We start from the raw sequence: 14,925 nt of genomic DNA on the forward strand, positions 1-14,925 counted from the left end.
GTCGAGGAGTCCGGCATTATGTGAGCTACAGATTCCGTGCGTTTCCGTCGAGGGGCAATTTCAGGTGGCGCGGGACGGCCGGCCGTCCCGGAAACGAGGCCCGGCCTGCCTCGGGCTTCAACCCGCCGGCGAATCGGTCTGGCGCAATGTCGTCACCCAGATCACGCGCGCCGTCTGCTGGGTCGGGTTGTCGAACATGTGCGGCACGATGCTCGGGAAACGAAAACTGTCGCCGGCCTCGAGCACGTGGGCCTGGTTGTCGAGCCACAGCCGCAGGCTGCCGGACAGGATGTAGCCGGCCTTCTCGCCGGTGTGCTGCAGGAAGTCGGTGCCGGACGAGGCGCCGGGATTGAGCGTGAGCTCGTAGAGTTCGAGCTGGCCCTTGCCATCCGGGGTGAGCGCTTCCTTGACGACGCCGCTCGCGGTGAGGCGCAGCAGCCGACGGCTGTTCTTGCGCACGATGTAGCGCTGCACGTCGCCGGGATCGGTGGTCTCGAAGAAATAGGAGATCGGCACGTCGAGCGCGATGCTGAGCAGGCGCAGCGTGCGGATCGACGGCATGGCGCGCGCGCGTTCGAGCTGGCTGATCATGCCGTTCGAGAGGCCGGTCTTGTTGGCGACGTCCTGGATCGAGAGGCCGGCGCGCTGACGCAGCAGCCGCACGGTTTCGCCGAGGCGCTGGTCGACCGCATCGTCGGTCTCGATCGTCGGAGCGTCCTTCGGACCGTTGGTATCGCCGCGACCATCCATGTCGCTCTCCCATGCATCATCTCAGCCTTGGACCGCATCGGTCCGAGGCTTCAGTCGGAGTGAAAAGGTCGCGCATACTAGCAATGCGATTGACAGCTGTATTTAGTCATGATGAACTTTTGATCGAAAAATTTAGAAGCACTAAAGCCCACTCCTGTCCCCTGCCGGGGTCTCGGGGCGCGGGAGACGGTGCCGTGTGCGACAACGGAGAGTGGGTCATGGCAAACGACACCGGCAGGTTCGGCGTTGGGGCAGTGCATCTCGGTAGTCCGAATCGCCGTCAATTCTTCCAGCTCGGGGCCGGCGCCGCGGCGGGATGGAGCCTCGCAGGCAATGCTTTCGCCCAGACCGAGCGCCCGACCAATCCGCCGGACAAGCCGCGCGGGCAGGTGATTGCGGCGCTGTCGCAGGAGCCGACCGTCTTCCATCCGCTGATGCCCGGCATCGAGGTCGATCAGGGCGTCTGGTGGCAGGTGTTCTCGCTGCTCTGGTACATCGATCCCGAGGGCAATTTCGTTCCCGATCTGGCGCGCGAGGTCCCGACCATCGAGAATGGCGGCCTGTCGGCCGACGGCCTGACCTGGAAGATCAAGCTGCGCAGCGACGTGAAGTGGCATGACGGCACGCCGTTCACGGCCGACGACGTGAAGTTCTCGCTCGAGCTGATCAACAATCCCGATTTCCGCGCGCGCAGCCGCGTCGGCCACAGCCTCGTGAAGGACATCAAGGTCGTCGCGGCGGACGAGATCCACTGGCGAATGGAAGCTCCCTATTCGCCCTATATGTCGATCCTGGGATCGCTGACCTTCATCGTGCCCAAGCACATCCTGGAGAAGGTGTCCGATCCGAACGCCTCGCCGTTCCACAATGCGCCTGTCGGCACCGGACCGTTCCGCTGGGGCGAGCGCGTGCCCGGCGACCACATCCTCCTGAATGCCCACACCGGCTATCACGGCAAGGGGCCGTACGTCGAACGCGTGGTGTTCAAGTACATCCCCGACCTCACCGTGCTCTACACCCAGTTCCGCACCGGCCAGGTCGACTACACCGGGCTGCAAGGCATCCTGCCGAACTTCGTGCAGGAGGCGAAGACGCTGAAGGGCCGCAAGATCTTCGTCTCGGCGACGTCCTCGGTGGAGCATATCGCGCCCAACCTGGATTTCGGTCCCTTCGCCGACCGCGCGGTGCGCGAGGCGCTCTATCTCGCTATCAACAAGCAGGCGATCATCGACGCGCTCTATTACGGCCTGCCGACGCAGACCGAGAGCTTCGTGCCGCAGCAGGCGTGGTCGTTCCAGAAGGGCCTGCCGCAGCACAAATACGATCCCGCCAAGGCCAATGCGCTGCTCGATGCGGCGGGATGGGTTCGCAGCTCCAGCGGCGTTCGCGAGAAGGGCGGCGTCAAGCTCGAATTCACCAACTCGACGACGTCAGGCAATGCGGTGCGCGAGCAGACCCAGCAGCTCCTGGTCCAGGACTGGCGCGCGATTGGTGCTGCGATGCGCGTCAACAACATGCCGGCGGCGGTGATCTGGGGCGACTTCTGGCAGCAGTCGAAGTTCAACTCGGTGCTGGTGTCGGTGAACTTCATGCTGGGCAGCGACCCCGACGTGACGCCGCGCTTCGGCTCCGGCGCCATTCCCGCCAAGGGCGGCCGCGGCTACAACACCTATCAGTACCAGAGCCCGGAGGCCGATCGTCTTCTCGCCGAAGGCGCCAAGCAGTTCGATCTGTCGCAGCGCAAGACCACCTATGGCGATCTGCAAAAGCTGATCCGCAACGACCTCGCGATCCTGCCCATGTTCCAGGGCTTCATCGCCGAAGGCGTGAAGGAAGGGCTGCAGGGTTTCCGTCCCAACATCAACACCTCCATCAATTGCTGGAACATCCGCGAATGGTACTGGGCCTGATGGCTCCGGCTCGCTGGATCGGCTGAGATGGCCCGTTATGTCGTCAATCGCCTGGCGCAGGCGATCATGCTGCTTGTGATCGTCTCGGCGATCGGATTCGCCCTGCTGCATCTGGCGCCGGGCGGTCCGCTCTCGCAATTTGCTGCCTCCGCGCAGATGACGCAGGAGGATCTCGACCGCGTCACCAGGCAGCTCGGCCTCGATCGGCCGCTGCCGATCCAGTATCTCGACTGGTTCGGCCGCATGCTGAAGGGCGATTGGGGCAAGTCCTACCGCGACGGCGAGGCGGTGCTGTCGGTGATCTCCTCGCATCTCGGCGCAACGCTGGAGCTGATGGCGACAGCGACGATCATTGCGGTGCTGCTCGGCTGCTGGATCGGTATCCTTGGCGCGCTGCGCCGCTACTCGCTGTTCGACACGCTCGCGACCGTCGGCGCCATGATCGCGCTGTCGATCCCGACCTTCTGGTTCGGCCTCGTCACCATCTACGTGTTCTCGGTGAAGCTCGGCTGGCTGCCGGCCGGCAACCGCGAGACCGTCGGCGACGGCTCCTTCCTCGACCTGCTGCATCATCTGATCGCGCCCGCCCTGGTGCTGGCGCTGGTCGAGACCGCGATGTGGGGCCGTTTCATGCGCTCCTCGATGCTCGAGGTCATCAACCAGGATTACATCCGTACCGCACGCGCCAAGGGCATGCCGGAATGGCGGATCCTCACCGTGCACGCGCTTCGCAATGCGCTGCTGCCGATGATCACGGTGGCCGGCCTCCAGTTTCCGACGCTGCTCGGCGGCGCGCTGGTCGCCGAGACCGTGTTCACCTGGCCCGGCATGGGGCGTCTGTTCCTCGATTCCATCGGCTACCGCGACTATCCCGTGGTGATGGGCATCCTGATGTTTTCGGCGACCATGGTGCTGATCGGCTCGCTGCTCGCCGACATCTTCTATGCCGTCGTCGATCCGCGCATCCGGGTGGGTTAGCGATGACGAGCGCGGTTCTCTCCACCGACCAGCTCGCGCCCGGCCAGGCCGCATGGCGGCGCTTCCGCCGGCACCGGCTCGCGCTTGCGGGCGCTGTGATCATCCTCGTTCTCGTCCTCGGCTCGGCGTTGGGTCCTTACCTGCTGCCGTTCGACGACACCTATATCGACATCATGAAGCGGTTCGCGCCGCCGCTCTCGGGCGCACACATCCTCGGCACCGACGAGCTCGGCCGCGACGTGCTGGCGCGGCTGATGATGGGCGGACGGGTGTCGCTCTCGATCGGCATCGTCGCGATGGTGATCGCGATGGCGGTCGGCATCGCCGTCGGCGCCTTCGCCGGCTTCTATGGCGGTGTGGTCGGTGCGGTCCTGATGCGGCTCGTCGACGCCGTGCTGTGCTTTCCGACCATCTTCCTGCTGCTTGCGCTCGCCGCGCTGACCGAGCCCGGCCTCGTCACCACCACCGTGCTGATCGCGGCGACCGCCTGGATGAGCGTTGCCCGCGTCGTCGAGGCCCAGGTTCGTTCGCTCAGGGAGCGCGAGTTCGCGGTCGCCGCCGTCGCGTTCGGCTCGTCGAACCTGCGCATCATGTTCCACGAGCTCGTGCCCAACGCGATCGCGCCGATCGTGGTCGCGGCGACGCTGAACGTCGCCAAGGCGATCCTGCTCGAATCCTATGTCAGCTATCTCGGCTACGGCATCCAGCCGCCGGCCGCGAGCTGGGGCAACATGCTCAACAACGCGCAGATCTATCTCACCAGCGCGCCGTGGCTCGCCATTGCGCCGGGCCTCGCCATCACGCTCGCGGTCACGAGCTTCAACTTCCTCGGCGACGGCCTGCGCGACGCGCTCGATCCCAGGATGAATATCCCATGACGAGCAGATTTGCTTCGATCGAACTGAGGTCCAGAGTGCCCCATGTCCCCGCCGCTCAACCGTATAAATAGCGACGAACGCCTGCCGGCGCAGGCCGACGTCGTCGTCATCGGCGGCGGCGTCATCGGCGTCTCGGCTGCCTATCATCTGGCGAAGAAGGGACTTTCCGTCGCGCTCGTCGAGAAGGGGCATGTCGGCGGCGAACAGTCGAGCCGCAATTGGGGCTGGTGCCGCCAGCAGGGCCGCGCGCGTGAGGAGATTCCGCTGGCGCGCGAGGCGCTGCGGCTGTGGGAGGACATGCAGAACGACGCCGGCGTCGATGCCGGCTTCCGCCGCACCGGCGTCTTGTTCCTGACCAAGAGCAAGGACGAGCTCGCCGGCTGGGAACGCTGGGCCGCGATCGCGCGCGAGCAGCAGGTACACTCCACCGTCCTGACGCCGGCGGAGGTCGCCGAGCGCATGCCCGGCAATGCCGACAAATGGGTCGGTGGCCTGCACACGCCGAGCGACGGCCGCGCCGAGCCGTCGATGGCCGTGCCCGCGCTTGCGACTGCCGCGCGAAAGCACGGCGTTACGATCCACCAGGGCTGCGCCGCGCGCGGGCTGGAGACGACCGGCGGGCGGGTCAGCGCCGTCGTCACCGAGAAGGGCACCATCCGCGCGCAATCCGTGCTGCTGTCGGGCGGGGCATGGTCGTCGCTGTTCTGCCGCCGTCACGGCATCGAGCTGCCGATCGGTCTCGTCAACGCCACCGCGTGCCGGACCACGCCCGGGCCGGAGATCACGTCGGGTGCGCTCGGTACCGATTTTTACTGCATCCGCCGCCGCCTCGACGGCGGCTTCACGCTGGCGCTGCGCAACCGCGGCACGGTCGAGCTGTCGCCCGATCTGTTCCGCTACGCGCGCACCTTCTGGCCGACCTATCTGCATCGCCGCAACGGACTGAAGATGTCGTTCGGCAAGTCGTTCTTCGACCAGCTCGTGCGCGGCACCAGCTGGAGCCTCGACAAGCCGTCGCCGTTCGAGACCGAGCGGGTGCGCGACCCCGCGCCCGACATGTCGCTGGTCAATGCGGCGCTCGCATCGCTGATCAAGTCCAATCCCGAGTTGAAGGACATCGAGATCGCGGAAGCCTGGGGCGGCACGATCGACTGCACGCCCGATACGATCCCGGTGATCTCGCCGGTCGATGCGCTGCCGGGCTTCTTCCTCGCCACCGGCTTCTCCGGCCACGGCTTCGGCATCGGCCCTGCGGCCGGCAAGCTCGCCGCCGACATCGTGACCGGCTCGACGCCGCTGGTCGATCCTGAGCCCTACAGCCACAAGCGCATGATCGACGGCCGCCGGCTCGCGCCGGTCAGCCCGTTCTGAGGGCCTTGGCCGCATGACGGTTCTCTACAAGGCCAACATGGTGCGCGGCGCGGAGTGGGCGCGCTTCTTCGCGGAGCGCGCGCCGCATCTGCCGTTCCGGCTCTGGCCCGACATCGGCGATCCCGCCGAGGTGCGCTATCTCGTGGCGTGGGTGCCGCCTGATAACATCGCGGCGACCTTTCCAAACCTCGAGCTGGTCTTCTCGGTCGGCGCCGGCGTCGACCAGTTCGACGCCAGCAAACTTCCACCGCACATCCCGCTGGTGCGCATGCTGGAGCCCGGCATTGCCGAGACCATGGTGGAATACGTCACCATGGCCGTGCTCGCCCTGCATCGCGATCTCCTGCACTTCATCGCCCAGCAGAAGGAACAGGTCTGGCGCGAGATCCGGATCACGCCGGCGAAGCGGCGGCGTGTCGGCGTGATGGGGCTCGGCCAGCTTGGCCAGGCCGTGCTCGAACGCCTCAAGGCGTTCGGCTTCCCGCGTCTCGGCTGGAATCGCTCGCCGCGCGAGATCGAGGGCGTTATCTGCCATGCGGGCATGGACGCCTTGCCCGACTTCCTTGCGCAGACCGACATTCTCGTCTGCCTGCTGCCTCTGACCGATGAGACGAGCGGGATCCTGAACGCGGACCTGTTCGCGCGCCTGCCGCGCGGCGCCTCCCTGGTCAATGTCGGGCGCGGCCCGCATCTCGTCGAGGCCGATGTCCTCGCGGCTCTCGACAGCGGCGCACTCTCGGGGGCTGTCCTCGACGTCACCGATCCCGAGCCGCTGCCGGCGGGCCATCCATTCTGGAGCCATCCGCGCATCCTGCTGACGCCGCACAACGCCAGCATGACCACGCCGGATACGGCCGTCGACTATGTGCTCGACGTCATCGCACGTCACCGTCGCGGCGAGGAGTTGCCGGGGCGTGTCGATCGTACGCGCGGCTACTAGGACACTCGCATGAACATCGGCGCCAGCAGATCTGACCAAGTCATTGCCGAAGCGCAGGGGCCGGTGCTGTCGGTCGCGGCCTTGACCACGTCCTTCATGCGCGAGCGGCAATGGATCCCCGTCGTCCGCAACGTGTCGTTCGACGTCGCGCCGCGCGAGACCGTGGCGATCGTCGGCGAGTCCGGTTCGGGCAAGAGTGTCACTGCGCTGTCGATCATGCGGCTCATTCCGAAGGAGAGCGGGCGGATCGAAGGGCGCGTCACGCTCGCCGGCCGCGATCTCCTCGCGCTGCCCGAAGCGAGCATGAAGGACATCCGCGGCAACGACGTTGCCATGATCTTCCAGGAGCCGATGACGAGCCTCAATCCGGTGCTCACCATCGGCTTCCAGATTGCGGAAGCGCTGATCCAGCATCGCGGCATGTCGCGGGCGGCGGCCGAGGCCGAGACCGTCCGGCTGCTCGACCGCGTCCGCATCCCCGCCGCGAAATCTCGCTTCCACGAGCATCCGCACCGCTTCTCCGGCGGCATGCGCCAGCGCGTGATGATCGCGATGGCGCTGGCCTGCAAGCCGAAACTCCTGATTGCCGACGAGCCGACCACCGCGCTCGACGTCACGATCCAGGCCCAGATCCTGGAGCTCCTGAAGGAGCTCCAGCAGGAAGAGGGGATGTCGATCCTCTTCATCACCCACGACATGGGCGTGGTCGCGGAGATCGCGGACCGCACGGTCGTGATGTATGGCGGGCAGGCGGTGGAGACCGATGCGACGTCGCGCATCTTCGCCGCGCCCTCGCATCCCTACACCCGCGCGCTGCTCGCGGCGGTGCCTCGCCTCGGCTCGATGGACGGGCGTCCGCGGCCGATGCGCTTTCCGATTGTCGACAAGGTCACCGGCACCTCAGATGAGCCGACCGAGACACCGGATACGGTCTCGACTGCCGAGCGCCCGCTGCTCGAGGTCTCGAACCTCACCACGCGCTTTCCGATCCGCTCGGGATTGTTCGGCAAGGTCTCCGGCCGCGTCCACGCGGTCGAGAACGTCTCCTTCACCTTGCACGCCGGCGAGACGCTGGCGCTGGTAGGTGAATCCGGCTGCGGCAAGTCGACGACCGGCCGCTCGATCCTCAAGCTGCTCGAGCCGGACAGCGGGACGGTCCTGCTCGACGGCCGGGATGTGCTGGCGATGAACGGCCGCACCTTGCGCGACTTCCGCAAGCAGATGCAGATCGTGTTTCAGGATCCGTTCGCGAGCCTCAATCCGCGCATGTCGGTGGGCACGGCGATCGCAGCGCCGCTGCTGGCCAACGGCCTCGCCACCGCTGCGCAGGGGCGCGACAAGGTCGCCGACCTGCTCGTGCGCGTCGGCCTGACCGCCGACATGGCCCGCGCGCTTCCCGCACGAATTCTCCGGCGGCCAGCGCCAGCGCATCTGCATTGCGCGCGCGCTCGCGCTCGGGCCGAAGCTGATCGTCGCGGACGAGGCGGTCTCGGCGCTCGACGTCTCGGTGAAGGCGCAGGTCGTCAACCTGATGCTCGACCTTCAGGCCAGCATGGGCCTTGCCTACCTCTTCATTTCCCACGACATCGCGGTGGTCGAGCGCATGAGCCACCGGGTCGCGGTGATGTATCTCGGCGAGATCGTCGAGATCGGCCCGCGCGCAGCCCTGTTCGGCAATCCGCAGCATCCCTATACGAAGAAGCTGATGGCCGCCGTGCCGGTCCCCGATCCCGCGCGCCGCGGCACCAGGCGCGAGGCCTCCAACGACGAGATCAGGAGCCCGGTGCGCGCGCCGGACTACCAGCCGCCGGTGCGGCAATATCGCGAGGTCTCGCCTGGTCACGTCGTCCAGGTGTGGGGCGAGGAGTGGTCGGCCTGAGGCGCGCAGGATGCGGTACGTTTCCGATGACGTGACCGAACGCATGAGTTGACGTGTACGAAGCAGGCAAGTGTAGATAGGTTTGATGTCGGCGAAAGCGCCGGGCAGATGCAGACTCGTCCTCCGGAAATCGTGACCAGATCGAACGACAGGGAGCTGCGGAATGTGAACGATCTCATATTCCATCACACTCTTCTCGAGCTACCAATTCCGCAAGAAATTGCCGCACCCGAAGCTAACTGACAGACACGGGTGAGATGCAATGCCTGCGAAGCCGCGTGCTCGCAGCTTTGGATTGGCTCTCGTCTTGCTTGCGAGCAAGCCAGCCCCATCACTCAGCACAGATTTTTCAGAAATTGGAATCAGGGGAATCGCAAGACGCGTCCACGAGGCTGCCTCTATTCGGGGTCGGCCGGTAGGCTGCTACTTACCCAAGAAGGAGCTCACCAATGAAGCTAGGCGATGCAGTTTCCAGTGCAGTGTCCGAAACGAGGCAAGTCGGCAATCTTCGGATCGCTCGTTCCAGCCTAATCAAATCGGCCCATCTTCTTGAAAGAATTGGGCTCGCAGCCGTTGGGGCCTCTTGCGGCCTCTATGTGGGCGCGACCCTGTTGCGTCAGAGAGACGGACTGTTTGAAAGCGGCTGGATTGTGCTGATGACCACGCTCTACGGAGCTCTCAGCTATTATGTCGGAATTGATTTGTCTCGCAGTGTCGCTCGGAAGTCGATCTCGAGCCTCTCGGAAGAATACACCGGTTCCGAGGCGGTTGAGATCATGAGCGCGGCCGGAACGTTCGTCGCCGCCATTGCCGCAACCCTGTCAGTCAGCATCCTTGTCCTTGATCAAAATCTCCCCAACGGCCTGATAGGCTTTGTTGCCGGCTGTTGGGTGGTTGGCTCTTCGCTTCAAGTTGCGGCGGGCACGATGGCTCGCAGCTACGAAGCGTCGATGGACAAGGAATGAAGGACTGCGCTCACGGAGAGCGTCTGCCAGGCGTGGTGACGCGGACACGAGCCGCAGTGTTGGAGCGGGCCTCAGGTACGGGGTGAGTAGCCACGAATCATCGCAACCTCCGTCGTTCAACGCTGCGTGCTGACGATTTTTGGTGGCGCTGCCGTTCGCATCGGGCAATGCCGCTGTTTGGAAGCCGTATCGGTACTGAGCAACCTGAGTTTATCGCGCAACAAACAAGACGTGCCATCATGATGATGTTGGGATATCGTCCCCGCGCCGTGGTCCAAAATTCTGCTAACCGCCAACCACAGGATCGGTGGAGCCAATGCAGATTGCGGAGTGGCTCGAGAAGCTGGGACTTGGGCAGTACGCAGAGCGTTTTGTCCAAAATGGCGTCGACATGGGCGTCCTTCCCGAGCTGATGGACGAGGACTTCGATAAGCTCGGAGTCCTGCTCGGCCATCGCCGTAAAATGCTGCGTGCTATTGCCGACCTCGATCCCGCCGCGTTGATCGCATCGCCGACTCCTCCTCACGACGCCGAGCGGCGCCACCTCACCGTCATGTTTTGCGATCTGGTCGGCTCGACCGCACTCTCGGCGCGTCTCGATCCCGAGGATATGTGGGAAGTGATCCGGGCCTATCGCGCTGCCTGCGCGAGGGTCATTTCCGCCTATGACGGCAGCATAGCCAGGTTCGTTGGCGACGGAATACTCGTCTATTTCGGCTATCCGCGCGCCCACGAGGATGACGCGGAGCGCGCAGTGCGCGCGGGCCTCGACGCCATCTCTGCGATGCGACAGCTCAAGACGAGCGGCGACGAACGGGTTGAGTTGCGGATCGCAATCGCGACCGGGCTTGTGGTGGTCGGCGACCTCATCAGCGGAGATGCGTCAGAGGAGAGCGCAACGGTCGGCGATACACCAAACCTCGCTGCCCGGCTCCAGAGCCTGGCGGAGCCGGGAGCGGTCGTCGTTGCCTCGTCGACGCGCCGGCTGCTCGGTGATCTCTTCACTTTTCGCAACCTCGGCCGCCGCGAGGTCAAGGGGATATCCGAACCCATCGCGGTCTGGGCGGTCGAGGGAGCGCCCGCATCGGAAAGTCGCTTCGAGGCGGTCCACGCGGCGCGCTCGATCGGCTTTGTCGGCCGCAAGGAGGAGATCGAACTCACGCTCTCGCGCCAGCGGTTGGCATGGCAGGGGCAAGGGCAGATGGTGCTGATCTCCGGCGAAGCCGGCATTGGCAAGTCGCGCATGGTCGCAATGCTGTCCGAAAGCCCCGTGTTGGGGGCGCACCGCCGCGTGCGATATCAGTGCTCGCCGTACCACACCAACAGTGCGCTTCATCCCTTTGTCGCGCAACTCGAGCGCGCTGCCGGCATTTGCTCGCACGACACGCCCGGGCAAAAGCTCGACAAGCTCGAGGCGATGCTGGCGCTTGGAACGCAGCAGGTTGCCCGGGCGACAGCGCTCATTGCGGCACTGCTTTCGATCCCAACCGGCGACCGTTATCCGCCGCTCGGTCTGAGCCCGGCGCAGCTGCGACGACAGACCTTTGCCACCCTTCTCGATCAGCTTGAGGGATTGGCGCGAGAGCAGCCCCTGCTGATCATCTGCGAGGATATGCATTGGGCCGATGCCACGACACTTGAACTGTTCGATCTCACGGTCGACCGGATCAGGCGACTGCCGATACTCGTGCTCATGACGTCGCGGCCGGAGTTCGAGCCCTCCTGGTCGGGCCTTGCCAACGTCACTCTGTTGCGGCTCGACCGGCTCGATCGGCAGGACACGCGGGCGCTGGTCGAGCAGGTGACTGTCGGTCGCCAGCTGCCACGCGAGATGATGAAGCAGATCATCGACAGGACGGATGGCGTCCCGCTATTCGTCGAGGAATTGACCAAGATGGTGCTGGAGTCCGGATGGCTCGTCGAAGGTGCCGGGCGCTATCGCCTCGAAAGTCCGCTCCCGCCGCTGGCTATTCCCGCGACGCTGCAGGATTCGCTGATGGCGCGGCTCGACCGGCTGGCTCCGGTCAAGGAGGTGGCGCAGATAGGCGCCGCCATCGGCCGCGACTTCTCGTACGCGCTGCTGAGATATGTGGCGGGACGCGATGATCTGACGCTGAGCGCTGCGCTGGGGCAACTCGAGGAGGCCGAACTGCTGGTGTGTCGCGGGGCTCCGCCCGAGGCAAACTACAGTTTCAAGCACGCTCTCGTTCAGGAGGCGGCCTACGAGAGCCTGCTCAAGAGCAAACGGCAGGTGCTTCACACGCGCATCGGCGATGTCCTGCGCGAAAAGTTTCCAGTCGTCGCCGAGACCGAGCCGGAAGTTCTGGCACACCACTTCACCGAGGCTGGGCTGAACGAGGTCGCCCTCGAGTGGTGGCGCAAGGCGGGCCAGCAGGCGCTGAAACGCTCGGCCTATTCCGAGGCAATTGCGCATCTCGGCAAGGCGATTGCCATCGCCGATGAGTTGCCTGACGAGCCTCGCCGGATGATGAGCAGGCTGCATCTTCAAATCGCATATGGCCGCGCGTTAAGGGGCGGCCTCGGGCACAGCGCCCCCGAAACGGTAGCCGCATGGACGCGCGCCCGGCAGTTCGCTGCCGACATCAATGATCCGGTGGAACTTGCGCCGATACATTCGGGCCTCTTCAATGCCTGTCTGACACACGGCGAACTTGCTCCAATGCGGGAACTGGCCGACGCCATCATGAGTGCCGCGGAGCGACGACCGGACGCGCCGGTGGCCGCCGTCGTTGCGCATTGGACAGGCGGCGTCACCTGCTGGTTCGGGGGCGACTATTTGAACGCGAGAACGCATCTCGAGCGGGCACTGGCGATCTATGGTGCCGAGCCGGATCCCGCGACGTTCAGGCCCTCGGCGCTGGATCTGCCGTTCGTGATCATGAGGTTTCTTGCTCTGGTGCTTTGGCCGCTTGGCAGCATCGCTCGCGCGCGCCGGCTCGCAGCCGAAGCGGTGAGCGCTTCGGGAGAACAACGGGCGCTGTCCCGGGCCAATGCGCTTGTTCATCGGGCCGTGTTCGACGGACTGTGCGGGGGCATGTTGCAGCAGACGGATACCATCCTGGCGCTTGGTCTCGCGCGCGACCACACGATGCCGCTGTACGTGGCCGCCGGTACCTATCTGAATGGCCTCGCCAAGTGGCGTGCCGGCGACCGGATGGCCGGACTGACGGAAATGCGTCGCGGATGGACCATGCTGCGCGAGAATGACTGCTACCTCTGTGAACCGTTTTGGGGGATGCAGGTCGCGATGGCGGATGCAGAGGTGGGCCAACTCGAAACCGGGCTGGAGATCTTGAGCGAATTGATCGCATGGGCGGGACAATCCGGTCAGCATTGGCTTGATGCCGAGCTGCATCGCGTCCAGGGCGAGCTTTTGTCGCGACATGACCCTCCGGACGATTCCGGGGCCGAAAATGCCTTCAACCGGGCGCTGGAAATCGCACGCCACCAACAGGCGAAGACTTTCGAGCTGCGCAGCGCCATTGGACTTGCGCGCCTGCACAAGACAAATGGCCGAGCCGGCGCGGTTTTCGAACTGCTCGCTCCCGTCCTCGCCGAATTCGAGGCGGAACGAAATCTTCCCGAAGTCGAAGAAGCGAAAGAGCTGCTTAGGAATGGGCGTTAGCCGCGCCGCCATTCGATCGGCGCAACCGGCGCGCCGACTTCAAGCCGGAATAGGTCGGCATCCTGGTCTTCGATTCGGGGAGCCGTAGTCTTCCGGTTTTGACACAGCTTAACCTAATGTGGTGAAAGCTAAATACGCTTCTCTTGGTTGTGAACGCGAGTCTGCTGCGGCGGCGAATCCCGATCTCGGCTAGCACCAATGTTGTCGGATTGCTCAGTGCCTCAAGGCGCAGACTCCATCCCAGGGCCGGGCCATGCGGCGATTGGCTTGCCTTCGCCGGGGCAGGCGCAGCGACCAAAGCCCATTGGAGATCCAGTCGTGGTTCGCTTGCATGTCGAACGTTTCATTCGCAGCCGGATTGTTCGCCGATCCTTGGCGCTCGGGATCATCGCTCTGAGCGGATGGACCCTGTTGCCGTATGTGACCTACCGAATCGCTCCCTCCGCCTATGTCAATGCCGAGCTCATGCGGGTGACTGCACCGATGGCGGGTCAGCTCTCGTCAGATCTTCCACGCAAGGGTGAATATTTCCAGCGCACCCGGGTGGTGCCGCTGGTCGAGGCGCGTTCGCCGGATCGCCGGCACCTCATGGACCTTGATCAGCAGCTCGCCATGTCCACCAAACGCGCCGAGCTCGCACGTCGGCAACTGGAGGAAATCGCCGAGCTCGATCGCAAGCTCGGCGAGCGCAGCGAGGACTATCGTTTGGGGATGGTGGAGCGCCTGAGCCACGAGATCGGCGAAACGGAAGCTGAAAAAGGCGGCTGTCTCGCCGAGGCGCGGCAGCGGAACGATGTCGCGGGCCGGATGGAGAGGCTCGTGAAGCTCGGCATCAGTTCGCAGATCCGCTCCGGTGAGGCCCAGGCCTCGCAGGAGGCAACCGCAACGCGGTGCCAGATGGCCGATGAACGCCTGCAGCGCCTCAAGACCGAGATGGGGGCGGTCGAGAAGGGCATCTATCTTCGTGGCGATGCCAATGACGTGCCCTATTCTCAGCAGCAGCGCGAGCGGCTTGTCCTCCGCCGCCAGGAGCTCGAGACGGACCTGTTGCAGAACAGCTCACGCGCCGCGCAGCTGGCCGCGGAAATCGCAGAGGAGCGCACTCGACTTGATCGTCTCGATCACTACGATCTGTCCTTGCCCGCAGCCCATGTGGTCTGGTCGGTCGCGGCCAGCCCGGGCTCGATGGTCACGGAAGGGCAATCGGTCTTCGATTTTGCAGATTGCGAGCGTCGGTTCATCGTTGTTGAACTCCCCGAGCGTGATTTCGAGAAGATCAAGGCCGGAGATGCGGCTACCGTCCGCCTGATTGGGAGCCGCGAATGGAAGACCGGCCAGATCCGGCAAGTCCGCGGATCGGCAGCCTACGGCGATGATCGGCTGCTTGCGGCTCGGGTGCCGCGGCCTGATCCGGGCAACATCACCGTAGAGATATCGCTTCCGCCCAATGAGACGTCGGCCGACCGCAACGGCTCCTGCGATATCGGACGGTTGGCTGAGGTGCGCTTCGAGCGCAGCGCCGACGGCCTGCTACGATTGGTCAGCTCGAAGTTGAAATGGCTGACCGCTCGCCTGGAGCTCGACCAGTCGTCCCTGTAAGCGAGATGT

Annotated in this window: 9 protein-coding genes and 1 pseudogene; 9 read left to right on the plus strand and 1 reads right to left on the minus strand. The window is 64.9% G+C overall.

What is annotated here, in order from left to right; translation table 11 throughout:
* Positions 1 to 117: 117 nt before the first annotated feature.
* The gene (locus tag ACVWW6_RS17795; RefSeq protein WP_456681149.1) at positions 118 to 750 is read right to left on the minus strand and encodes a cupin domain-containing protein; all 633 of its coding nucleotides are present in this window, start codon (positions 748 to 750) and stop codon (positions 118 to 120) included.
* Positions 751 to 968: 218 nt separating this feature from the next.
* Between ACVWW6_RS17795 and ACVWW6_RS17800 the strand changes: the two genes are divergently transcribed.
* The 9 genes and pseudogenes from ACVWW6_RS17800 (at position 969) to ACVWW6_RS17840 (ending at position 14,916) form a co-directional block, all read left to right on the plus strand.
* Positions 969 to 2,660 carry a peptide ABC transporter substrate-binding protein gene (locus ACVWW6_RS17800; RefSeq protein ID WP_028174576.1) on the plus strand — a complete coding sequence of 564 codons (1,692 nt, stop codon included), beginning with the start codon at positions 969 to 971 and terminating at the stop codon, positions 2,658 to 2,660.
* 27 nt (positions 2,661 to 2,687) lie between these two features.
* Positions 2,688 to 3,638, plus strand: coding sequence for an ABC transporter permease (locus ACVWW6_RS17805; protein ID WP_011089452.1), 951 nt, complete (start codon positions 2,688 to 2,690; stop codon positions 3,636 to 3,638).
* 2 nt (positions 3,639 to 3,640) lie between these two features.
* A complete protein-coding gene (locus tag ACVWW6_RS17810) occupies positions 3,641 to 4,516 on the plus strand; it encodes an ABC transporter permease (RefSeq protein WP_011089451.1) in 876 nt (291 codons plus the stop codon).
* Positions 4,517 to 4,558: 42 nt separating this feature from the next.
* A complete protein-coding gene (locus ACVWW6_RS17815) occupies positions 4,559 to 5,887 on the plus strand; it encodes an NAD(P)/FAD-dependent oxidoreductase (RefSeq protein ID WP_456681150.1) in 1,329 nt (442 codons plus the stop codon).
* A 13-nt stretch (positions 5,888 to 5,900) separates the two neighbouring features.
* Entirely contained in the window at positions 5,901 to 6,827 is a 927-nt protein-coding gene (locus tag ACVWW6_RS17820; protein ID WP_456681151.1) for a 2-hydroxyacid dehydrogenase, read from the plus strand.
* Positions 6,828 to 6,836: 9 nt separating this feature from the next.
* Positions 6,837 to 8,706: pseudogene (locus ACVWW6_RS17825) on the plus strand (ABC transporter ATP-binding protein).
* Positions 8,707 to 9,155: 449 nt separating this feature from the next.
* Positions 9,156 to 9,671, plus strand: a complete 516-nt coding sequence (locus tag ACVWW6_RS17830) for a hypothetical protein (protein WP_011089447.1) — start codon at positions 9,156 to 9,158, stop codon at positions 9,669 to 9,671.
* Positions 9,672 to 9,987: 316 nt separating this feature from the next.
* Positions 9,988 to 13,317: an adenylate/guanylate cyclase domain-containing protein gene (locus ACVWW6_RS17835; protein ID WP_456681152.1), complete on the plus strand. Its 3,330-nt coding sequence runs from the start codon at positions 9,988 to 9,990 to the stop codon at positions 13,315 to 13,317.
* 318 nt (positions 13,318 to 13,635) lie between these two features.
* Complete coding sequence (locus ACVWW6_RS17840; protein ID WP_231166566.1) at positions 13,636 to 14,916, plus strand: HlyD family efflux transporter periplasmic adaptor subunit; 1,281 nt, start codon at positions 13,636 to 13,638, stop codon at positions 14,914 to 14,916.
* The last annotated feature ends 9 nt before the right edge of the window (positions 14,917 to 14,925 follow it).

This window comes from Bradyrhizobium sp. USDA 3311, from assembly GCF_054062495.1.

Bases quoted from the DNA above. Each gene is read 5' to 3' on its own strand.
- ACVWW6_RS17830 (WP_011089447.1), top strand. From the start codon at position 9,156: ATGAAGCTAGGCGATGCAGTTTCCAGTGCAGTGTCCGAAACGAGGCAA.
- ACVWW6_RS17820 (WP_456681151.1), top strand. From the start codon at position 5,901: ATGACGGTTCTCTACAAGGCCAACATGGTGCGCGGCGCGGAGTGGGCG.
- ACVWW6_RS17805 (WP_011089452.1), top strand. From the start codon at position 2,688: ATGGCCCGTTATGTCGTCAATCGCCTGGCGCAGGCGATCATGCTGCTT.
- ACVWW6_RS17800 (WP_028174576.1), top strand. From the start codon at position 969: ATGGCAAACGACACCGGCAGGTTCGGCGTTGGGGCAGTGCATCTCGGT.
- ACVWW6_RS17815 (WP_456681150.1), top strand. From the start codon at position 4,559: ATGTCCCCGCCGCTCAACCGTATAAATAGCGACGAACGCCTGCCGGCG.
- ACVWW6_RS17795 (WP_456681149.1), bottom strand. From the start codon at position 750: ATGGATGGTCGCGGCGATACCAACGGTCCGAAGGACGCTCCGACGATC.
- ACVWW6_RS17835 (WP_456681152.1), top strand. From the start codon at position 9,988: ATGCAGATTGCGGAGTGGCTCGAGAAGCTGGGACTTGGGCAGTACGCA.
- ACVWW6_RS17810 (WP_011089451.1), top strand. From the start codon at position 3,641: ATGACGAGCGCGGTTCTCTCCACCGACCAGCTCGCGCCCGGCCAGGCC.